The organism is Micromonospora sp. NPDC047074 (assembly GCF_040643815.1).
Lineage (GTDB): Bacteria > Actinomycetota > Actinomycetes > Mycobacteriales > Micromonosporaceae > Micromonospora.
This window is the reverse complement of record NZ_JBEYVB010000001.1, coordinates 591,604-611,168: the sequence shown is the minus strand read 5'-3', so window position 1 is coordinate 611,168 and position 19,565 is coordinate 591,604. Positions and strand designations below refer to the sequence as shown.

The following is a 19,565-nucleotide window of genomic DNA, read 5'->3' as shown; positions in this document are numbered from 1 at the left end:
CGCCGGGCGGACGCTAGTCGGTGAGCGAACGCACATCCCAGAGCCATACACCACCGGTGTACGTGGGCTGGATGCCGGTCAGCTCGGTCATGCCCCGGCGCAGCGCGTCGGCCTGCCGGTGCGGCCCGAGGACGACCGCGCCCGCCCGCCAGTACCGCAGGTCGCCGACAGCGTCGACCCGCGCCTGCGGAGTGATCGGCGGCACCGCCCCGGTGCGCCGGATCTCGGCGAAGAAGTCGCTGGTCGGGCGGGGCGGCGCGGAGAACAGGGCGACCCGGTCCTTCCCGGGGCGGGTGTCCGGGCCGAGGAAGTAGCCCCGGGCGATCGGCATGTCCAGGCCGGTCCGCGCCGACCAGCGCAGCGGGTCGGCGTAGTGGGTGTCCGGCAGCGGCAGGGTGACGACGCTGCGCCCGCCAGCGACGTACGGCCGCCAGGCGCCCGACGTGACGAAGGCGGGCACGGGGTCGAGCCGGATGGTGGGCAGCGGGGTCGGCAGGATCGGCACGAGGGCCATGGCCAGCACCGTGGCGGTGGCGAACCGGATCTGCGGGCGCGCCCGCGGCTGCCGGGCGGCCAGGGCGCGTGCGTGATCCGCGCCGTAGGCGAGCAGCACCCCGACGATCGGGGTGATCGCCAGCGCCCAGCGGGTCGGCACCACCGAGTGCAGGACCGGCAGGTTCTCCAGCGCCGCCCACGGGGCGGGTATCCCGGTGCCCCTGCCGTTCAGCTGGACCTCCCGCCCGAGGGAGAGCAGACCGAAGAGCAGCGCGAGGACGGCCAGGCCCCGCACGACGACGTGCCGGCGCAGCCACCAGAACAGGGCGACGACGAGCACCACCAGCGGCCAGCCGAAGAAGGCGTTCTCCTCCGTCGGGTTCTTCGCCAGCCCCTGTGCGCTGCGCGCGTCGCCGGCCAGGGACTCCCGCGAGTACGCCACGAACGACGCGAGGTCCGACGAGTAGCCCCGGATCAGCCGGGACAGCCCGTGGTAGGCCCCGGGACCGAAGAACTGGACGTACAGCGGGTACGCGAGCAGCACCAGCGCCAGGGCGGCGGCCACTCCCAGGCCGGCGAGGAACGGCCGGGCCCGGCGGCGCAGCTCGGGTCGGCCGAGGGCGAGCGCCCCGACCACCACGCCCAGCCCGATCGCGGTCATCAGCAGGATCTCCAGGTTGATGAAGGCCTGCCAGACGATGACCAGTGCGAGCAGCGCGCCGTTGCGCAGCCAGCGCCCCGGCTCGGCGAGCCGCAGGGTGCGCCAGATGATCAGGGGCACCACGTACTGGGAGACGATGTTGGGATGCGCGTTGGCGTGCGAGACCATCGCCGGGGCGTACGCGCAGAAGGCGGCGCCGAGCCAGGCGGGTCCGCGACCGACGCCGACCACCCGGGAAAGCAGGAAGTACCAGGCGGTGGCCGTGGCGATCATGCCCAGCGTGAGAAAGAGCAGGAACGACGTGCGGGTGCCGAAGATGAGCGTGATCGGCGTCATTGGCAGAGATACGGATAATACGGACGTATTTGCCATGAGATTGACGCTCTCCGGCACGTTCATCCGATCCGACGTGAATGGATCAACAAAATCGGTCAACACTCGCGCGCCGTGCGCCATCATCCACTCGAACTGCGACTGATCCGTACGGTTGTCCCGGATGCCGTGCGAGGGGCGCAGCCACAGCCGCGCGGTCACCCAGAAGCCCAGCACGACGAAGCTCGCCACCGCGGCGACGTCCGTCCACCGCCCCCGCCAGGGCCACACCTCCCGGTCGGGCCCGCTCTCCGACGCCTCGGGTCCGGTCGCGCCGGCGGGGAGGCCCGATTCAGGAGTAGTCATAACGATTCGTAGAGTAGTCAGGCTATGGCACCGCCGTGACATGTTTCGGGGTACTGGCGTACCATGTGCCGGGTTCGCCGACCGCTGATCACGTGCCACCCCCCGACCGCATTTCGGCCACCCACGGTGCCCCGATTCTTCTGCCCCCAGCGCGGATGATTCACTCTGTCGGTCCAGGCGCGGGTCGAGTTTCATATCGTGAGGAATCGACGCATGGCAGAAATCACTGGGGATCAGCGCGTGCAGTCCGAGGTCCTGGAGGGCCTCGCGACGGCGGTCAACCACCGTCGCTGGTTCGTCGAGCTGGCCCTGCCGTACCTCGGTGACAACCCGATCGAGATCGGCAGCGGGCTCGGCGACTACGCACTGGAGTGGGCGGAGCGGCTGCCGCGGTTCACCGCCACCGAGGCCGACCCGGACCGGCTCGTCTCACTCAAGGAGCGGCTTGTCGAGCAGCCCCACATCGAGGTCCGGCAGATGCTGCTGCCGCACTCGGAGCGGGGCGACTACAGCGCCGCCGTGTCCTACAACGTGCTGGAGCACATCGAGGACCACGTCGGCGCGCTGAGCAGCATGCGCGACCTGGTCCGACCCGGCGGCAACATCATCATCATCGTGCCGGCGTTCCAGTTCGCGATGAGCCCGGCGGACATCGCCACCGGCCACGTACGCCGCTACACGAAGAAGACCCTGGCCGCCGCGATGACCGACGCCGGCCTGCGGGTGGAGAAGATCCACTACGCGAACGCGCTCGGCCTGATCGGCTACTTCATGGCGACCAAGGTCTTCCGGCTGATGCCGAAGGAGGGCCCGATGGTCAAGGTCTACGACACCCTCGTACTCCCCGCCACCAAGGCCGCCGAACAACTCGTCCTCCCCCCGTTCGGCCAGTCCGTCTTCGCCGTAGCCCGCACCCCGTCCTAACCCCCCTCCCTCCCCCCGCGCCCGTCCCGCCCCCGCGCCCGCGCCCGCGATCTTGCACTTTTGGCCCTCGTCTTGCGGCTTACGCACTTTTCGTCGGGGCAGCAAGTGCAAGATCGCGGGTACGAGGGTGGGCGCGAGGCCCGGGGACGGGAGGGTGGGTCAGTCCTTGACCTGGTAGGTGGGGCGGATGGTGGCGCGGGCCAGGGTGTGGAAGGCCAGGTTGAAGCCGACGACGGCCGGGGTGGCGTCGGGGGTGACGTCGAGGGCCTCCACGTCCAGGGCGTGCACCGCGAAGACGTAGCGGTGCGGCCGGTCGCCGGCCGGCGGCGCGGCCCCGCCGTAGCCCTGGTCGCCGTAGTCGTTGCGGACCGTGAAGGCCCCGCCGAGATCCTCACCGGCCGCACCGCGCGGCAGTTGGGTCACGCTGGCCGGCAGGTTGACCAGGACCCAGTGCCAGAACCCGCTGCCCGTCGGCGCGTCCGGGTCGAAGCAGGTCACCACGAAACCCTTGGTCTCGGCCGGGAAGCCGGACCAGGCCAGTTGCGGCGAGACGTTGTCGCCCCCGACGCTGCCGTGGGCGTACGCGGCGTCCAACGGCTCCCCGTTCTGCACGTCGTCACTGGTCAGGGTGAACGACGCAACGGTCGGCAGCAGCTCGTACGGGTCCGGGGCGATCGGTCGGTCCAGAGTCATCGGGGGGTCCTTCCGGTGAGCGGTTCTTCTCCGCCCCTTCATACCCCGCCGAGGCCCACGAGCGAACCGCAGGCGGCCCCGCGCGCCGTCCCGCCGGCCGCCCACCACGACGGTTCAGAGCAGGGCGGAGAAGGCCACACCAGCCAGGCTCGCGATCGACAGCAGCAGGGAGACGAGCGCGAGCCTGTTCCATCGGTATTTCATCCGCGCCACGTGGGCACTCGCCCATATCTGGCTGGAAAGCTCGTTCAACAGCTTCTCCCTGTCCTGCAACAGGGCTCTGGCGGCATGCTGGAACTCGCCCGGCCCGCCCTCGTAGCTCTGGGCGATGTGACCGAAGAACAGAGTGCCGGTCGGCTTTCCGCCCTTGGTCAGACGAGGCCAAAGGGCCATGCCGCAGAAGACCCCGCTGGCGATCGCACCCACGGCGCACACGATGGCGGGAGCAAGGACCAGCGGCGTCCGGACATCCCCCTCCTTGACGAGGTTGAACAGGATGCCCGCCGTCACCCCGGTGGCAGCGAGTGTGACGCTCGTCTTCGTCTCCACATGCTTGATCAGGTCGGTCACCATGGCCAACGCCTTCCAGGCGTCATCCGTACCGGTGACACCGGTTTCGCCACGCGGTTTAGCCACGGTCGACGCCTTGCCGCCAGGCACGCCTCCCCCTTACCGCATCGATCGTCACAACAGCGACTCAGGCTATTGCGTGAGTTCACCGCCCACCAACTGCGGTACAGGAACCGACGGGCCTGCTCGGCATGATCCGCCGGGCAGGCCCGTGGTCCTGAGGAGGGCTCAGCGCTTGAGCGTGAAGGTGAAGTCGCCGGAGAGCTTGCCGCTCAGCCGGGCTGCCGAAACGAGTTTGCCCTCGGTGAGCAGCCTGTCGACCTCGGCCCGCGAAAGGCCGCAACCCTCCGCGATCAGTCGTACCGGCCGGACGGGGATCCGCGCCGCGAAGCGGACCGAGACATCGATCACCTCGTGGTCCAGGTGATCCGATCCACCCGTGTCCAGGCGCCAGGCGTCGTCCCAGTCGAGGGCGATGCGATTACGGTGCTGCACGGCCGGATCCTGGAGCAGCTCGGCTGTCAGGCCAGGGTCGTTGTCATGCAGCCGGTTCAGCAACTCGGGTCGCACGGAGCGCACGGTCACCCGTTCCAGGACCGTGAGCTTCGCGGTTGCCCCGCAGTCGGTGCAGAGTACGAGGAGCCAGGCGTCGATGAGCTTGTGGTTTGCGTTGACGCGAAACTTGCCGCTTGCCTGGGAACGCTCGGACGCGCACGCGTGGCAACGGCGGCGAACGAGCGGCAGTCGGGTGGGCACGACGAACCAGTTTTTGAGCACAGAAGCACACCGGTTTCAGTGAGAAGTCCGCAGCAAAAAGGAGCGCGGCGCACAGGCGCGACGCGCGACAAATCAGCGCTCGGAAAGACTCACGAGGTGTACAACGGCACGTCCCTGACTAGACGACCTGGTTCGGGCCGCACGGTAATGGCGCGCAGCGGCGCTGTGCGACTGGTTTTCGCGCGCCGCACCGCCAGGTTCCGTCCGGCGGATCATGGGCGAAGCCGGCAGCCAACTCGCCGACGATGTACACGAACACGCCCCCTGGCCAGCGTTCGCACTGGTCAGGGGGCGTGTTGGCTGATCACGGGCGGAGGGTGTGGGATTCGAACCCACGAAGACATCGCTGCCTTACCGGTTTTCAAGACCAGCGCCATCGGCCACTAGGCGAACCCTCCCGGATCGCGCGCCCCGCAGGGGTGCGCGACCGTGCCTAGTCTGCCACGACCACGCGCCGGGCGAGCGGGCACGGCACCCAGGCTGGGACGATCGGTGGCGTGTGGGACACCCCGTCAGTCGTGTTGATCAGCGGCATCATGGCCGCCGGCAAGTCCACAGTGGCCGAGGCGCTCGCCCGGCGGCTGCCCCGCGCGGTGCACCTGCGCGGCGACGTCTTCCGGCGGATGGTGGTCAGCGGCCGGGAGGAGATGACCGCCGAGCCGTCGGAGGAGGCATGGCGACAGCTACGGCTGCGCTACGACCTCGCCGCGTCGGCGGCGGACCGCTACGCCGCCGCCGGCTTCACCGTGGTGCTCCAGGACGTGATCCTCGGGGCGGACCTGCCGGCCATGGTCGACCGGATCCGGCACCGGCCGCTGGCGGTCGTGCTGCTCGCGCCGCGCCCCGAGGTCGTCGCCGCCCGCGAGAAGGCGCGGGAGAAGAAGGGGTACGGGAACTGGCCGGTCGCCGCGCTGGACGCGGACTTCCGGGCGCAGACGCCCCGGATCGGGCTCTGGCTGGACACCTCCGCGCAGACGCCGGCGCGCACGGTGGACGAGATCCTGGCCCGGGCGTGGACCGACGGCCGGGTGGGGTAGACACAGAACATGCGCGCGATGACGATCCCGGAGCCCGGCGGACCCGACGCACTGGTCTGGGCCGAGGTGCCCGATCCCGAGCCCGGCCCGGGCGAGGTGGTCGTCGACGTGCGGGCCACCGCGGTGAACCGGGCGGACCTGCTGCAACGGCAGGGGCACTACCCGCCGCCGCCGGGCGCGCCCGCGTACCCCGGGCTGGAGTGCTCCGGGGTGATCAGCGCGATCGGGCCCGACGTGGCCGGCTGGGAGGTGGGCCGGGAGGTCTGCGCCCTGCTGGCCGGCGGCGGGTACGCGGAGCGGGTGGCGGTGCCGGCCGGGCAGCTGCTGCCGGTGCCGGCCGGCGTCGACCTGGTCGACGCGGCGGCGCTGCCCGAGGTCGCCTGCACGGTCTGGTCGAACGTGGTGCAGGTGGCCCGCCTCGGCAAGGGCGAGACGCTGCTGCTGCACGGCGGGGGTAGCGGGATCGGCACCTTCGCGATCCAGCTCGGGGCGGCGCTCGGCGCCACGGTGGTGGTCACCGCCCGGGCCGGCAAGCACGAGCGGCTGCGTGAACTGGGCGCGGCGCACACGATCGACTACCGCGAGCAGGACTTCGTCGAGGAGGTCCGACGGATGACCGACGGCAGGGGCGCGGACGTCATCCTCGACATCATGGGCGCCGCCTACCTGCCCCGGAACGTGGCGGCGCTGGCGGCCGACGGCCGGCTGGTGGTGATCGGCATGCAGGGCGGCCGGAAGGGCGAGCTCGACCTCGGGGCGCTGCTGGCGAAGCGCGGCACGGTCGCGGCCACCGCGCTGCGGTCCCGCCCGCTGGATCAGAAGGCGGAGATCGTCCGCGGTGTGCGGGACCAGGTGTGGCCGCTGGTCGAGTCGGGGGCGGTCCGGCCGGTCGTGGACCGGCGGCTGGCGATCACCGAGGCGGCACGGGCGCACCGGCTGGTCGAGTCGAGCGACCACGTCGGCAAGGTGCTGCTGACCGTCGGCTGAGGCTCAGGGCGTCGGCTCCTCGACCGTACGGGGGAGCACCAGGCGGGCCCCGGGGCCCTCGCCGGCGAGGGAGTCACCGGGGTTGTAGAGGGTGCAGCGTTGCAGGGACAGGCAGCCGCAGCCGATGCACCCGTCGAGATCGTCGCGGAGCTTGGTCATCAGCCGGATCTTCTCGTTCAGCCGTTCCCGCCAGGTCGCGGAGAGCCGCGCCCAGTCCTCCGTGCTGGGCGTACGCGACGCCGGCAGCGAGTCCAGCGCCTCCCGGATCTCCTCCAGCGAGATGCCGACCTGCTGGGAGATCCGGACGAACGCCACCCGGCGCAGCTCGGTGCGGGCGTAGCGGCGCTGGTTGCCGCCCGTCCGTTCCGCCCGGATCAGCCCGAGCCGCTCGTAGTAGCGCAACGCCGAGGGTGCCACGCCGCTGCGGGCGGAGAGCTGGCCGATGGTCAGAAACTCGTGCATCACGTCGCCTTGAGTTGAACCGGACTTCAACTTGCAGGCTAGCCGTATGACCACGACGACCGCCAGCGCGGGTCCGACCGCCGCGCCGCCCGACGACCCGACCGGTCCGCCGCTGCCGGGACCCGTCGCACCGCTGTACGAGCGGATCCGCGCGGGCCGGGAGTTCGCCGCCAACGTCCGCTCCACCGTCGACGTGCTCTGGGTGCTCTACGACCGAATCCTGCGGGTCACCCCGGAGACCGTCGACGATCCCGAGCGGGACCGGTTCCTGCTCTCCAAGGGGCACGCCGTGGCCGGCTACTACGCCGTACTCGCCGCGAAGGGCTTCGTCCCCGCCGACTGGCTGGACGACCAGGGCAGCCCCGGAAGCCGGCTCGGCGACCACCCGGACCGGACGCTGGTGCCCGGCGTGGAGATCGGTTCCGGCTCGCTCGGGCACGGGCTCGGGCTCGGCGTCGCATCAGGGCGTGGGCGCGGTGCTGGTCAGCGTCGGCGCGTCGTACGACCGGGCGGAGGCGGGGCGGACCCACCTGTCCCCGGCCGACGTCTCGCTGATCGACACCCTGCACGGCTGGACGGTGCACGTCCCCGGCCACCCCGACGAGGTGCCGGCGCTACTGCGGGACGCGGTGGCCGCCGACGGCTCGGCGTACCTGCGGCTGTCCACGCTGCGCAACGCCCGGCCGTACGGCGGCGACGGCGCGCTGCGGGTGCTCCGGGACGCGGGACCGGGAGCGCCGCTGCTGGTCGCGGTGGGACCGGTGCTGGACGCGGCGCTGGCAGCGGTGGCCGACCTGGGGGTGACGGTGGCCTACACCCACCGGCCGAGACCGTTCGACACGGCGGGGCTGCGGGCGCTGGCGGGCGGCGAGGTGATCCTGGTCGAGCCCTACCTGGCGGGAACGTCGGCCCGGGTGGTGTCGGCGGCACTGGCCGACCGGCCGCACCGGCTGCTGGCGCTCGGCGTGGGGCGTGAGGAGTTGCGTCGCTACGGCTCGGCCGAGGACCACACCCGCTGGCACGGCCTGGACGCCGCCGGGCTGCGCCGCTCGGTCGACGGGTTCCTGGCCCCGGCGTTCGTGCCGGCCGGCTACTGAAGGGGCGGGGCGGTCAGCGGGTCGGGGCGGCGACGGGGCGGCGGCGGGTGCGCTCGCGGCCGAGGATCCAGATCGCCTCGACGCCGTCCTTCCAGGTGATCTTCTTGCCCTCCTCGCGGCCCCGGGCGCGGTAGCTGATCGGGACCTCGTAGGGGCGGATGCGACGACGCAGCAGCTTGCCGGTCACCTCGGCCTCCATGCCGAAGCCGCGCGAGCGCACGTCGAGCGAGCGGTAGAGCGCGACCGGCATCAGCTTGAAGCAGGTCTCCAGGTCACCGATGTAGGAGTTGAACAGCACGTTGGCGGCCATGGTGACGCCCTTGTTGCCCATCACGTACCAGAAGCTGTAGGCACTGTGACTGCCGAAGGTGCGATTGCCGTAGACGACCGTGGCCCGGCCGTCGAGCACCGGGTCGAGCAGCTTCGGGATGTCCTGCGGGTCGTACTCCAGGTCGGCGTCGAGGATGACCATGTAGTCGCCCTCGGCGTTGTCGACCGCCGTCTTGATGGCCGCGCCCTTGCCGGCGTTACGCTGGTGGGTGATGACCCGCAGGCGCGCGTCGTCAGCCCGGCCGAGGACCTCCCCGGTGCCGTCACGGCTGCCGTCGTCGACCACGACCAGCTCGATCTCGCACGGGTAGTCGACCGCCAATGCCTGCTTGAGGGCATCCGCGATGCGTTCTTCCTCGTTGTAGACCGGCATGAGGATCGAGAGCTTCACGGGAATCTCCACGGTGACGACAATATGCCGGCCCTAGCCTAGCCTGGCACTTTGGTGGCGCGGCGCCCAGCACGGCCGGCAGTCCACGCGGCGGATTCAGGTTGATGGTGTTTACTTCCGCCATGTCGGCAGTCGGCTACCCGCTCGTCCTGGCGCCGATCGCCGTAATCGGACTGCTCAGCTTCGCCCTCCGGCCCGCTGCGGTGGTGACGGTGGGAGGACGGCGCCTCGCGCTGGTCCGGGCGGCCCTCGTCACCGGCGCGTTCGCCGTGCTCGCGGTGGAACTCCTGGGTGCGCTGCGGCTGCTGACCATGCCGGCGTTCGCCGTGGCGTGGCTCCTCCTGCTCGCCGGTGCGGCCGTCGCGGTGTCCCGACGCCGCCGCCGGGACGCCGCACAGCGCGTGGTCGAGATCGTGTCCGCGCCGCGGCCCGCACTGGTCGGCGCGACGGCCGGCCCCGCCACCGGAGCCCCGGCCGGCTGGCCGGCACGGGAGCCCGACGCGTCGCGCGGGTCCCGGAGCGCCGGCCGCCGGACCCGGCTGGCGGACGCCTGGCGTACGGCGGGTCGGGGCGAACGGCTGCTCGCCGGCGCGGTCGGCGGGATGCTGCTGATCGAGTTGCTGGTCGCGCTGCTGGCCGAGCCGAACAACTTCGACTCGCAGACGTACCACCTGCCGAAGGTGGAGCACTGGGTGGGCCAGGGGAGCCTGGACTTCTGGCCCACCGCCATCCACCGGCAGGTGACCATCCCGCCCGGCGCCGAGTACCTGCTGCTGCATCTGCGCCTGTTCACCGGCGGGGACGCGCTGCACAACCTGGTGCAGTGGGCGGCCGGCGTCGGCGTCCTGCTGGCGGCCACCCGGATCACCGCGCAGCTCGGCGGGGGCCGGCGGGCCCAACTGCTCACCGCGTTCGTGCTCGCCACCACGCCGATGGTGGCGCTCCAGGCCACCAGCACCCAGACCGACCTGGTCTGCGCCGCCTGGGTGGCCTGCGCGGCCACGCTGGCGCTGGACGGGCTGCGTCGGCGCGCCGGGGTCGGGGCGATGCTGGGGCTGGGGGCGGCAACCGGGCTGACCGCGCTGACCAAGACCAGCGGCCTGGTCGCGGTCGGCCCGCTGCTGCTGCTCTGGGGGCTGGCCCAGCTCCGGCTGGCGCGGGCCGACGTCGCGCCGGGACGCCGGGCGGGCCGGGTGGTCACCGGGTCGATGCTGATCCTGCTGGTGGCGGGGGTCGTGGTCGGGCCGTTCCTGGCCCGGGTGACCGCCGAGTTCGGGCACCCGCTCGGGCCGCCCCGGCTACGCGAGTCCATCCCGATGGAACGGCACGACCCGCCGTCGGTGCTGGTGAACGCGCTGCGGATCGCGCACACCGCGTTCGACACGCCGCTCGCGCCGCTACGCCGGGCGGGTGCCGAGGCGATCGTCGGCGGTGCCGGTGTGATCGGCGTGGACCCGCAGGACCGGGCCATCACCTTCGGGCAGGAGCGGTTCCCGGTGCCGTCCTGGTATCCGGACGAGGACCGGGTCGCCTTCCCGCTGGCCGGGGCGCTGGCGCTGACCGGGGCGGCGTTCGCGCTGACCCGGCCCGGTCGGGTCAGCCCGACGCAGGCGGGACCGCTGCGCGCGTACGCGGTGGTGGTCGTGACGGCCGTGCTGCTGCACACCGCGATGATCAAGTGGCAGCCGTGGGGCAACCGCCTGCTGCTCTACGCGCTGGTGCTGGCCGTACCGCTGGCGGGGCTCTGGCTCGACGCGCTGTTCCGCCGGAGCGACCGGACGGGCGGGCGGCGGCCGGTGGCAGCCGGGCTCGCGGTGACCGTGCTGGCCACCTGCGCGCTGGCCGGGGTGCTGGCGGTGTCGTACGGCTTCCCGCGCCGGCTGGTCGGCGCGGGCTCGGTCTTCACCACCTCCGAGTGGGACACCCGGTTCCTGCGGCGTCCGCAGTGGGCGGAGGAGTTCCGCTGGGCGGCCGACGCGGTACGCGCGACGGATGCCCGCCGGATCGGCCTGGTGCAGCAGAACGACAACTGGGAGTACCCCTGGTGGCTGCTGCTTCGCGACGGCGACGGGCGCCCGCCGGAACTGGTGGCGTTGCAGTCGGTGCTGCCCGGGCGCCCGCCGGCCGACCCGGCCGCGGTGGACGCGATCGTCTGCACGGGCCGGCAGGCGGCGTGCACGGCGCTGGTGCCGGCGGGCTGGCAGGTGCGGTTCCGGGGGTACGTGGGCTACGCCCTCCCACCGGGGCGCTGATCTCCGCGCGGAGCGTTATTCGCCCTGATTGCCCGGTTCTGCACTCCGCGCGCAACGATTCTGAGACGCATTCACATATCTCGACACCGACGCTACCGTCTGGTAACTCGATCGACGTCCCGCGATCGAGCAGAAGGGATTGCGTCGATGCTTGGTTTCCCTGTCAGGCGCGGACGCGCGACCCGACGACGGGCACTCACCGTCGTCGCCGCCGCCGCTCTCGTGCTGCCGATGTTCGCCGGAACGGCCTCCCCCGCCGCCGCGGCCGACCGCCCCGCCATCCAGCCGCTTCCCGCCAACCTGGAGACGATCCGCGCCGCCGAGGCCACCACGCTCTACGGCACGCCCGCCGTCCGCCCGATCGAGCAGCGCCGCACGGCACTGATCACGATGGGCGACAGCCAGATCTCCGGCGAGGGGGTCGGCAACTACGTCCCCGGCACCCACCAACCCGGCAACTGGTGCGACCGCTCGTACGACCAGGCCGTGTTCCGCACCGGCATCCCGGCCGACGAGAAATACAACATCGCCTGCTCCGGCGCGACCCCGTGGAACCTCGTCCGGGGCGGGCCGACCCAGCACAACGAGCTGAACCAGGGCGACCACCTGGCGATCAAGGCGCGCAACACGCACATCAAACTGATCTGGGTGGTGGTCGGCGCCAACGGCGAGGGCACGATCCAGTTCGGCCCGGTCGCCACCGACTGTGCCGTCAGCCGGGTCTTCCTCCAGGGGGCGTGCCACCCCACCTACACCGACCAGTGGGCCGTGCGCACCGACGGCAGCCGGCGGGGGGTCGAGCAGGCGCTCAACGACATCCGGCAGACCATGACCGGCGCCGGCTACCTGCGGTCCGACTACGAGCTGGTGCTCATGTCGTACCCGGGCCCCGGCAGCCCGGACGTCGAGGACAACCCGAACTTCCCCGGCTGGTACGCGGGCGGCTGCCTGCTCTACCTGGCCGACGCGGCGTTCGCCCGGAACAAGGCGGTGCCGATGTTCGAGTCGGCGCTGCGGGCCGCGGCCGCCAACACGGGCACCCGCTACCTGGACGCCAGCCGGCTGTTCCACGGCCACGAGGTGTGCACCGACAGCACGTCGGTACGCGGGCTGCACATCGAGATCGGCGTCTGGGACGAGAACGCGGCACGCCAGTCGTTCCACCCGAACAACCGGGGCCACGGCATGTTCGCCCAGTGCGTCACCCAGTTCTGGAACTCGGGTCAGCAGCGGGCGACCTGCGTCGACCCGGCCAGCACCGGCAGCGGCGTGCTGTACAACGGACTCCTCGAGTTCAAGCAGCTACGCAACGCCGCCACCGGCACCTGCGTCGACGGCAAGGGGTACGACTCGCGCAACAACACCGCCCAGCAGTCGTACGGCTGTCACGGCGGCCGTAACCAGGGCTTCTGGTACGACCCGACCCGCCAGTCGCTGCACTCGGAGCTCTCCCACGACCGCTGCCTGGACGTCTCGGGCGGATCGTCGAGCGCCGGCACGGCCGTGAACGTCTACGACTGCCACGGCGGCGGCAACCAGAAGTTCGTGCTGGCCGGCAATCAGCTCAAGGCGGCCGGCAACGCCAACCTCTGCCTCGCGTTCGACAGCCCGACGTCGGGCAGCCCCCGACTGCGCCTGGCGACCTGCTCCACCAGCACCCGTCAGCAGTGGTCCTTCGAGTCCCGCAACTTCGCCAACCCGGTGGGCTACGGGCACGACGACTTCATCGGCTCCCGCGTCTACTGAGTCCGCCCCGCGCCGGCGAGCGGTGCCGCCCTTCCGGGGCCGCACCGCTCGCACGGACGGGTCGACGTGGCTCCGACCAACGACGGCGGGCCAGTCAGCCGGCGTCGAGGCGGCGTAGCGCCTGGAGTCTCCCGGCTACTTCTGCCTGGCGGGCACGACGACCAGGCGGGCCACCCCGCCGTCACCCGCCCGGGTACCGGCGACACCGACGGTCGTGCCGACCTTGACGTCGGTGGAGCGGATAGTCGCCCGACGCTCGACGACGCGCAGGTCGTCGCCGAAGGTCCAGGTCAGGGTGAAGCCGTCGGTCGACTTCACGGTCATCGAGTCGCCGTCGACCGCGGTCACCTCGCCCCGCTGCACGGCGACGGTCCTCGTGCCGCCGTCCTTCGTCCGCACCACCGCCTCTCCGTGCAGGGCGTTCCGCCGCAGCAGCACCCGGGCCTGCCGGCGCTCGCGCCGCTCCTCCGCGCGCTCACGCCGTTTCTCCCTGTCCGCGCCCGGCGAAGCCGTCGGCGAGGCGGGGGCGGCCATCGGTTCGACGTCCAGATCACCGGCGTCGAAGCCCATCGCGACGAGGGCCTGGCCCTCGGCGCCCAGCGCCGCGGCGACCTCTACGGCGGTCTCGCGGGCCGGTTGACCGGCAACCTCGGCGGCTCCGCACCCGCCGACGCCGAGCGCGACCACCGCGAGCAACGTGGTGGCTCCGATTCCCCAACGTGCCATGGGTCTTCCTCTCCTCCGTGGAGTCCTCAGCCTCCCGCCGCCAGGCGAGCGGCGGGTCAGGCGGATGTTCGGGTCAGGTAAGGATCCGGGGGCAACCGGACGGTGAACGCGGCCCCGCCCTCCGGGGCGTGCCCGGCCGCGATCTGCCCTCCGAGCCGGCGGACCAGGCCCGCGGCGAGGGCCAGCCCCAGCCCGCTGCCGACCTTGCGCACCCCCCGGTAGCGCTGGTGCAGGGCGCCGCGTTCGAAGGCCACCGCCAGGTCGTCGTCGGTGAGACCCGGTCCGCCGTCGCGGACCTCGACGACGCCGCCCGCCGCCGGGCCCGGGCCGCCCGCCCGGACCGCGAGCACGATCGACGCCCCCGGCGGTACGACCCGCAGCGCGTTCTCCAGCAGCCCGTCCACCACCTGCCGGATCCTCCCCGGATCGGTGTACGCCGACACCGGCACCGCGGGGATCTCGGTGTGGAACGACACCGCCACCGCCGCACACCGGCCGGCCCAGGTGCGACCGGCGTCGGCGACCAGCCGGGACAGGTCCACCGGGACCGGTTCGAGCGGGAAGTCGGCGGCCTCCAGGCGGGCGAGCGCCAGCAGGTCGCCGACCAGCCGGTCCAGGTGCTCCGCCTCGGTGAGCACGATGCGACCGGTGTCGGCCGTCTCCGTGGGCCCGATCACCCCGTCTGCCAGCGCCTCGGCCCAGCCCCGGATCGCGGTCAGCGGCGTGCGCAACTCGTGGGACACCGAGAGCAGGAACTCACGCTGCCGGGACTCGCTCGCGGCCAGGGCGGCGGCCAGCCCGTTCAGCGCGTACGCCAGATCGGCGACCTCCGCCGGCTGCTCCACCGGCACGCGTACCGCCCGGTCCCCCGCCCGCAGCCGGCCGGCGGCGTGGGCGGCCCGCCGGATCGGTCGGGCCAGCCGGCGGGCCAGCAGCAGCCCGGCGACCACCCCGGCGGCCAGCCCGGCCAGCAGCGGCAGCCAGAGGCCCGGCAGCACCTGCCGCCACGGGGCGGCGGCCCGGGAACTGGCCAGCACCACCCCGTTGCCGTCGGACAGGGCCCGTCCCTCGATCAGCGCACGCCGCCCCTCCACGGGACCGCGCGTCGAGACGTTCCGCCCCTCGGCGATCCGCCGCACCACCCGCGCCGGCAGGCCGGGCCGGTCGGGCACCCCGTCCCGGACCAGGTACGGGTCGAAACCCTGGTTGCGCAGCCGGAGGACGAGCCGCTCCTCGTCGGCCGTCCGCCCGGTCTCCAGCCGGGGTCGCAGCACCTCCGCGGCGAGCCGGGCCTGGCCGGCCAGCGCCTCCTGGTCGCGCCGCTCCGCGCCGCGTACCGCGAGGGGCACCGCGACGATCGCGGTGACCAGCACCGAGACCAGGGAGACCGCGCAGGTCACCAGAACCGCGCGGGAGGTCAGCGTCCGGCCGGGGCGGGGCCGGCACGGCGGCGCCGGGCGGCCGACCACCGGCAGGGCGACGGTCGGCTCAGCCATCGACGGCGTACCCGACGCCCCGGTGGGTGCGGATCACGCTGGCCGGGCCGAGCTTCGCGCGTACCTGCGCGACGTGTACGTCGACGGTCCGGGTGCCGGCGTGCGCCGCGTAGCCCCAGACACCGGCGAGCAGTTCCTCCCGGGTGAAGACCCGGCCCGGCCGGGCCATCAGGTGAGCGAGCAGATCGAACTCGGTGGAGGTCAGCTGGACCGGGGTGCCCGCGGCGGTCACCGTCCGCCGGGCCGGGTCGAGGGTCACCGCGCCGACGACCCGGAGCGGGCCCGTTCCCCCGGGCGGCCCGGCGGTGCGACGCAGCACCGCCCGCACCCGGGCCACCAGTTCCCGGGGGCTGAACGGCTTGGTGACGTAGTCGTCGGCGCCCAGTTCCAGCCCGACGACACGGTCCACCTCGTCGTCGCGGGCGGTGAGGAAGATGACCGGGGTCCAGTCGCCGGCCTCGCGCAGCAGCCGGCAGACCTCCGTGCCGGCCAGTCCGGGCAGCGCGATATCGAGTACGCAGGCCACCGGGCGCAGCCGGCGGGCGGCGGCCAGCCCCGACGATCCGTCCCGTTCGACGTGTACGCCGAAGCCGTCGCGGGTCAGATAGAGCCGGACCAGATCGGCGATGGCCGGCTCGTCCTCCACCACGAGGACGAGCCCGCGAAGCGCGGCGTCGGAGGTCACCGGCCCATGATGGCCGACCCGACGCCGTCAGGCGGGTCTGCGGATGTTCGGATCCGGTAAGAAGACGGTCAGCGCACCACGGCGGGGCGGAACGCGGCGGGTCGCGCGACCGGCGCCGCCTCGCCGATGGTGGCGACGAGCCGTTCCCTGGGTGCCCGCAGCCGGGTCCGGAACGCGTGGTTGAGCAGCGCGTCGAACTGCCACACCTGCTTCGGGTGCCGGGTGCGGATGAGGAACCGCTCGCGGATCCCGTCGATCGCGGTGGCGGCCAGCTCGACCGAGTGCAGGCGGGGGTCGGGGCTCCAGGTGACGTTGCTCAGCTCCCGCAGCTCGGAGTTGAGGTGCAGGCGCAACCGGTGCAACACCCGGGTCTGCTGGGTGACGACCAGCCGCCGGTGGGTCAGCAGCAGCAGGTATTCGCCGCTCGTCGGGCGGTCGGGCCGGCCGCACCGGGTGACCAGGATGGTGGCGTCGCCGGAGCCGACGCAGCGTCGGAAGACCGGCATGTGCCGGGTGACGGTCTGCACCGCCAGCCCGGCCTCGGCGGCGGCCGGGAGGAACGTGCGGGAGAAGACGTCCATGCCCTGCCCAACGACGGCAGCGCTGGAGTGATGTGGCTCACGCGCAAATTGCAGAACTTCCACGGTCGGCCGTCGCACCGTCTGTGCGGCCTCCGGGCCCGCCGCGCCGGCGGGCCCGGATCCTCCGGCCTCAGAACAGTGGCTGCATCACGTCGAAGCCGCTGCCCAATTGGGTCGGGCTGAGCCAACCGCTGCCGTTCCACCGGTACCACAGCAGGTGGCCGGTCGACGGCTGGACGGCGGCCAGGTCGGGCTGGCCGTTCCGGTCGAAGTCGCCGAGCTGGACGAGGTCGCGCATGTCGCCCCAGCCGGCACCGGCATCGAGCGGGCTACCGACGAGCCCGTCCGTGCCGCCCGGGTAGAGGCGCAGGCGACCCGTGCTCTGCTCCCGGGCAAGCAGGTCGGGACGCCCGTCCCCGGTGAAGTCCGCCCCGCCGGTCAGCTCGTCCAGCTCGTTCCAGCCCTCGCCACCGAGCGCGACCCGGCTGCCGAACCCGGTGCCCTTGCCCGGATAGAGCCAGAGGACGCCGGTGGAAATCTGCACCGCCGCCAGGTCCTGGTAGCCGTCACCGTTCCAGTCGCCGACCGGAGTGATCTCCCGCATGCTGTTCCAGCCGCTGCCGATCCGGAACCGGGTGGACACGCCCGAGCCGTTGCCGGGATAGAACCAGAGGTAGCCGGTCAATTTGTCGCGGGCCAGCAGGTCCTCACCGCCGGAGCGGGCGAAGTCCCCGATCCGGATGATCGTGTCCATGCTGTTCCAGCTCCCGCCGAGCGTCGTCCGCCCGGCGAGGGCCACACCGTTGCCCCCGTAGACGTGCAGCCGCCCGGTGGCCGGGTCGCGGTAGCCCAGATCCGCCCAGCCGTTGCCGGTGAAGTCGCCGAACGGGGTGGTTGGCAGCGCGGTGAGGTCGAGGTGGTTGCTGTCGATGTTTATCTTCACCCCACCCCACGTCTCGTGGTGGTCACCCTGGTACTGCTTCATCCGCCGCTTCGGCATCCAGTACGACTCCGGCAGCGCCTTGTCCGTCACCGTCCGCACGCCGTCCCAGCGGGCGAAGTCCAGGTAGTCGGGGCGCCCGTGGCCAGCCCGCTCGTACGCGGAGACCTGGTCCGCCAGGCCGCCGGAGGCGACGTCGGTGTAGAAGCCGGAGAAGTAGCCGTGGTCGTGCAGCCGGATGGTCCAGGCGTGGGTGAAGGTCTGCACCGCCGCCGAACAGGCCGCGTCGCCGGCCGGGTACTTCTCCATGTTGTAGAAGACCGTGCTGTCCCGGGCCAGGCCCAGGTCACGCGCCCGCGCCGCGGCGTCGTCGGCCGCCGCCCGCCCCTGTGCCGCCGCCTGGGCCGGATCGATCCGCGGCTTGCTCGTGCTACGGCAGGGCGCCTGCGGCCCGACGTAGAGCGGAAAGAACCGCCAGCCTGCCGCCGCCTGCGCGGTAACCCACTCCCGGGTCAGGTTCGGCTGGGCACAGGCCCGGCCGTTCCCACCGATGTAGATGCCCACCGCCCGGTACGGCGAGGCCAGCCACGCCTTCATCGCGGCGCTCGACGGTGCCGTGCAGGTGTCGAAGCCCAGGCCGGTGAAGGTACCCGGATGCGGCCCGGTGTAGCCGGCGGCTCGGGCGGGAGCGGCCGTGGCGGCCAGGGCGACACCGGCGGTGAGCACGGCGACCACCGTCGCCGCGACGGTACGCCGGGCGGTACGCCATCGGCCGACGGGCAGAGTGCGATGGAGTGTCACAAGTCCCCGATTCCTGCTGTGGATGGCCGGTGGGCGGACGGGCGTGCGTCTCTCGCTCGGCACCGGCGCGCCGATTCTGCCCGGCTGCCCGTCCTTTGTCGAGACGGCTGCCCCTGCTCAACCCCGGCACCGCGGATCGGCGGGCCCCGCTCAGACCGGATCGGGTTCGAACAGCTCCTGCAACCAGCCGGGCACCGCGGACGCGTACTCCGCCCGGGCCGGATCGAGGGTCTGGAGGGCCCGGCGCCAGGACAGCGCCCGGCTCACCCGGCTGACACGGACGGCCAGGCGGGCCGCCTCGCGCAGCGTCGCCGGGTCGTGCCGGTCGGACCACGGCTCCAGGTAGGCGTCGCGCAGCCGCGCCAGCGCCGGGTCGCCCTCGGGCAGCTTGAAGGTGTACGCGACCGAGTTCAGCGTCACCAGCAGGGTGCCGAACGGGTGGGCCACCGAGGCGTCGCCCCAGTCGAAGAAGCGGTGCCCGTCGTCGGCGACGAAGACGTTGCCGTCATGCAGGTCGTCGTGCTGAATGGTCGGCGCGATGCCGGTCCCGGCCAGCCGGCGGCAGTCCTCGGCGAACCGGGCCCGGTGGGCGCGCAGCCGTTCGTGCGCCTCGGCGGTGAGCCCGTCCTCCGCGCCCAGCAGCAGCGAATCCTCGTCGTCGAGCAGTGCCTCGAAGAGCGCCGGCAGCACCTCCGGCCGGTGGTCGGGCACCCCGGCCGCCAGCAGTTCGCCGGCCCGGGGAGCGACCGTGCGCTGGAGGTCGGCGTACTCCGGCAGGACCTGCTCCCAGCGGGCCAGCAGGCTCCGGTCGCCACCCAGCGCGTCGCGCAGCGACCGGCCGCCGTCGGGCAGCAGCGACCAGCCGCGACCGGCGTCCACCGCGACCGGGTCGAGCACCCGCCCCGGGACGAGCCGGGCCAGCGCAGCCAGCAGCGCGGCCTCGTGCCGGGTGCCGGGGTTGTTCGCCTTGAACCAGACGTCCCCGGAGTCGGTCGGCACCCGCCAGACCAGCGACCAGGGTCGGAGCCGCGGCTCGACCGGCCCGGCGACCCGCCGCCCCAGCCGGGCGAGGTGGTCTGCGACCCAGTCGAGCGCGGCGTCCTGCCAGCCCGGGTCGGCCCAGTCGGCGCGTGGCTCGGCCCGGTCGGCGTGTGGCTCCCGGTCGACGCGCGGCTCGGTCGCCCGGTCGGCGGGGGGCGTGGCGGCGTCAGTCACGCCGGGCAACTCAGTCACGCC

Annotated in this window: 18 protein-coding genes, 1 tRNA gene and 1 pseudogene; 7 read left to right on the top strand and 13 right to left on the bottom strand. The window is 72.8% G+C overall.

The genetic code is table 11. The annotated features are described in order from the left end of the window. Positions 1-13: 13 nt before the first annotated feature. The gene (locus ABZ809_RS02925) at positions 14-1,834 is read right to left on the bottom strand and encodes a hypothetical protein (RefSeq protein ID WP_357560618.1); all 1,821 of its coding nucleotides are present in this window, start codon (positions 1,832-1,834) and stop codon (positions 14-16) included. A gap of 213 nt (positions 1,835-2,047) precedes the next feature. Between ABZ809_RS02925 and ABZ809_RS02920 the strand changes: the two genes are divergently transcribed. After that, a complete protein-coding gene (locus tag ABZ809_RS02920) occupies positions 2,048-2,758 on the top strand; it encodes a class I SAM-dependent methyltransferase (RefSeq protein ID WP_357560617.1) in 711 nt (236 codons plus the stop codon). A 159-nt stretch (positions 2,759-2,917) separates the two neighbouring features. On the opposite strand, the gene ABZ809_RS02915 is transcribed toward ABZ809_RS02920, so the two are convergent. The 4 genes from ABZ809_RS02915 to ABZ809_RS02900 all read right to left on the bottom strand — a co-directional run bounded on the left by ABZ809_RS02915 (position 2,918) and on the right by ABZ809_RS02900 (position 5,196). Further along, complete coding sequence (locus ABZ809_RS02915) at positions 2,918-3,451, bottom strand: YbhB/YbcL family Raf kinase inhibitor-like protein (RefSeq protein WP_357560616.1); 534 nt, start codon at positions 3,449-3,451, stop codon at positions 2,918-2,920. A gap of 114 nt (positions 3,452-3,565) precedes the next feature. Continuing rightward, positions 3,566-4,111: a Pycsar system effector family protein gene (locus ABZ809_RS02910; RefSeq protein ID WP_357560615.1), complete on the bottom strand. Its 546-nt coding sequence runs from the start codon at positions 4,109-4,111 to the stop codon at positions 3,566-3,568. 138 nt (positions 4,112-4,249) lie between these two features. After that, complete coding sequence (locus ABZ809_RS02905) at positions 4,250-4,798, bottom strand: DUF1062 domain-containing protein (RefSeq protein WP_357560614.1); 549 nt, start codon at positions 4,796-4,798, stop codon at positions 4,250-4,252. A 311-nt stretch (positions 4,799-5,109) separates the two neighbouring features. Then, a tRNA-Ser gene (locus ABZ809_RS02900) sits at positions 5,110-5,196 on the bottom strand. A 99-nt stretch (positions 5,197-5,295) separates the two neighbouring features. Between ABZ809_RS02900 and ABZ809_RS02895 the strand changes: the two genes are divergently transcribed. Together ABZ809_RS02895 and ABZ809_RS02890 are read left to right on the top strand one after the other, a co-directional pair. After that, complete coding sequence (locus ABZ809_RS02895) at positions 5,296-5,835, top strand: AAA family ATPase (RefSeq protein WP_357560613.1); 540 nt, start codon at positions 5,296-5,298, stop codon at positions 5,833-5,835. Between the two features lie 9 nt (positions 5,836-5,844). Continuing rightward, positions 5,845-6,822: an NAD(P)H-quinone oxidoreductase gene (locus tag ABZ809_RS02890; protein ID WP_357560612.1), complete on the top strand. Its 978-nt coding sequence runs from the start codon at positions 5,845-5,847 to the stop codon at positions 6,820-6,822. A gap of 3 nt (positions 6,823-6,825) precedes the next feature. On the opposite strand, the gene soxR is transcribed toward ABZ809_RS02890, so the two are convergent. Further along, positions 6,826-7,284 (bottom strand): redox-sensitive transcriptional activator SoxR, encoded by a 459-nt coding sequence (soxR, locus tag ABZ809_RS02885; protein WP_357560611.1) that lies wholly within the window; start codon positions 7,282-7,284, stop codon positions 6,826-6,828. 46 nt (positions 7,285-7,330) lie between these two features. Here soxR and ABZ809_RS02880 point away from each other — a divergent pair. Next, positions 7,331-7,747 (top strand): annotated as a pseudogene (locus ABZ809_RS02880) (transketolase); the annotation flags it as partial. A gap of 4 nt (positions 7,748-7,751) precedes the next feature. Then, positions 7,752-8,381, top strand: a complete 630-nt coding sequence (locus ABZ809_RS02875) for a hypothetical protein (protein WP_357560610.1) — start codon at positions 7,752-7,754, stop codon at positions 8,379-8,381. 13 nt (positions 8,382-8,394) lie between these two features. Here ABZ809_RS02875 and ABZ809_RS02870 read toward each other — a convergent pair whose 3' ends face one another. Beyond that, positions 8,395-9,102, bottom strand: coding sequence for a glycosyltransferase family 2 protein (locus ABZ809_RS02870; RefSeq protein WP_357560823.1), 708 nt, complete (start codon positions 9,100-9,102; stop codon positions 8,395-8,397). Between the two features lie 122 nt (positions 9,103-9,224). Here ABZ809_RS02870 and ABZ809_RS02865 point away from each other — a divergent pair, with 122 nt between their 5' ends. Next, positions 9,225-11,354, top strand: a complete 2,130-nt coding sequence (locus ABZ809_RS02865; protein WP_357560609.1) for a hypothetical protein — start codon at positions 9,225-9,227, stop codon at positions 11,352-11,354. A 147-nt stretch (positions 11,355-11,501) separates the two neighbouring features. After that, positions 11,502-13,100 carry a ricin-type beta-trefoil lectin domain protein gene (locus ABZ809_RS02860; RefSeq protein ID WP_357560608.1) on the top strand — a complete coding sequence of 533 codons (1,599 nt, stop codon included), beginning with the start codon at positions 11,502-11,504 and terminating at the stop codon, positions 13,098-13,100. A 135-nt stretch (positions 13,101-13,235) separates the two neighbouring features. Here the strand turns inward: ABZ809_RS02860 and ABZ809_RS02855 are convergent, their stop codons facing one another. The 6 genes from ABZ809_RS02855 to ABZ809_RS02830 all read right to left on the bottom strand — a co-directional run bounded on the left by ABZ809_RS02855 (position 13,236) and on the right by ABZ809_RS02830 (position 19,562). Beyond that, the gene (locus ABZ809_RS02855) at positions 13,236-13,826 is read right to left on the bottom strand and encodes a hypothetical protein (protein WP_357560607.1); all 591 of its coding nucleotides are present in this window, start codon (positions 13,824-13,826) and stop codon (positions 13,236-13,238) included. A gap of 56 nt (positions 13,827-13,882) precedes the next feature. After that, positions 13,883-15,322 carry a HAMP domain-containing sensor histidine kinase gene (locus ABZ809_RS02850; protein ID WP_357560606.1) on the bottom strand — a complete coding sequence of 480 codons (1,440 nt, stop codon included), beginning with the start codon at positions 15,320-15,322 and terminating at the stop codon, positions 13,883-13,885. After that, complete coding sequence (locus tag ABZ809_RS02845; protein ID WP_357560605.1) at positions 15,315-16,007, bottom strand: response regulator transcription factor; 693 nt, start codon at positions 16,005-16,007, stop codon at positions 15,315-15,317. Before ABZ809_RS02845 ends, ABZ809_RS02850 begins: the two co-directional genes overlap by 8 nt. A gap of 68 nt (positions 16,008-16,075) precedes the next feature. Next, the gene (locus ABZ809_RS02840) at positions 16,076-16,588 is read right to left on the bottom strand and encodes a hypothetical protein (RefSeq protein WP_357560604.1); all 513 of its coding nucleotides are present in this window, start codon (positions 16,586-16,588) and stop codon (positions 16,076-16,078) included. A gap of 130 nt (positions 16,589-16,718) precedes the next feature. Then, positions 16,719-18,329, bottom strand: coding sequence for a glycoside hydrolase domain-containing protein (locus ABZ809_RS02835; protein ID WP_357560603.1), 1,611 nt, complete (start codon positions 18,327-18,329; stop codon positions 16,719-16,721). A 150-nt stretch (positions 18,330-18,479) separates the two neighbouring features. Beyond that, on the bottom strand, positions 18,480-19,562 hold the full coding sequence (locus ABZ809_RS02830) for a phosphotransferase (protein WP_357560602.1): 1,083 nt from the start codon (positions 19,560-19,562) through the stop codon (positions 18,480-18,482). Positions 19,563-19,565: the final 3 nt, after the last annotated feature.

Coding starts and splice junctions, on each gene's coding strand:
- ABZ809_RS02890 (WP_357560612.1), top strand. CDS start 5,845: ATGCGCGCGATGACGATCCCGGAGCCCGGCGGACCCGACGCACTGGTC.
- ABZ809_RS02920 (WP_357560617.1), top strand. CDS start 2,048: ATGGCAGAAATCACTGGGGATCAGCGCGTGCAGTCCGAGGTCCTGGAG.
- ABZ809_RS02915 (WP_357560616.1), bottom strand. CDS start 3,451: ATGACTCTGGACCGACCGATCGCCCCGGACCCGTACGAGCTGCTGCCG.
- ABZ809_RS02850 (WP_357560606.1), bottom strand. CDS start 15,322: ATGGCTGAGCCGACCGTCGCCCTGCCGGTGGTCGGCCGCCCGGCGCCG.
- ABZ809_RS02925 (WP_357560618.1), bottom strand. CDS start 1,834: ATGACTACTCCTGAATCGGGCCTCCCCGCCGGCGCGACCGGACCCGAG.
- ABZ809_RS02840 (WP_357560604.1), bottom strand. CDS start 16,588: ATGGACGTCTTCTCCCGCACGTTCCTCCCGGCCGCCGCCGAGGCCGGG.
- ABZ809_RS02865 (WP_357560609.1), top strand. CDS start 9,225: ATGTCGGCAGTCGGCTACCCGCTCGTCCTGGCGCCGATCGCCGTAATC.
- ABZ809_RS02855 (WP_357560607.1), bottom strand. CDS start 13,826: ATGGCACGTTGGGGAATCGGAGCCACCACGTTGCTCGCGGTGGTCGCG.
- soxR (WP_357560611.1), bottom strand. CDS start 7,284: ATGCACGAGTTTCTGACCATCGGCCAGCTCTCCGCCCGCAGCGGCGTG.
- ABZ809_RS02860 (WP_357560608.1), top strand. CDS start 11,502: ATGCTTGGTTTCCCTGTCAGGCGCGGACGCGCGACCCGACGACGGGCA.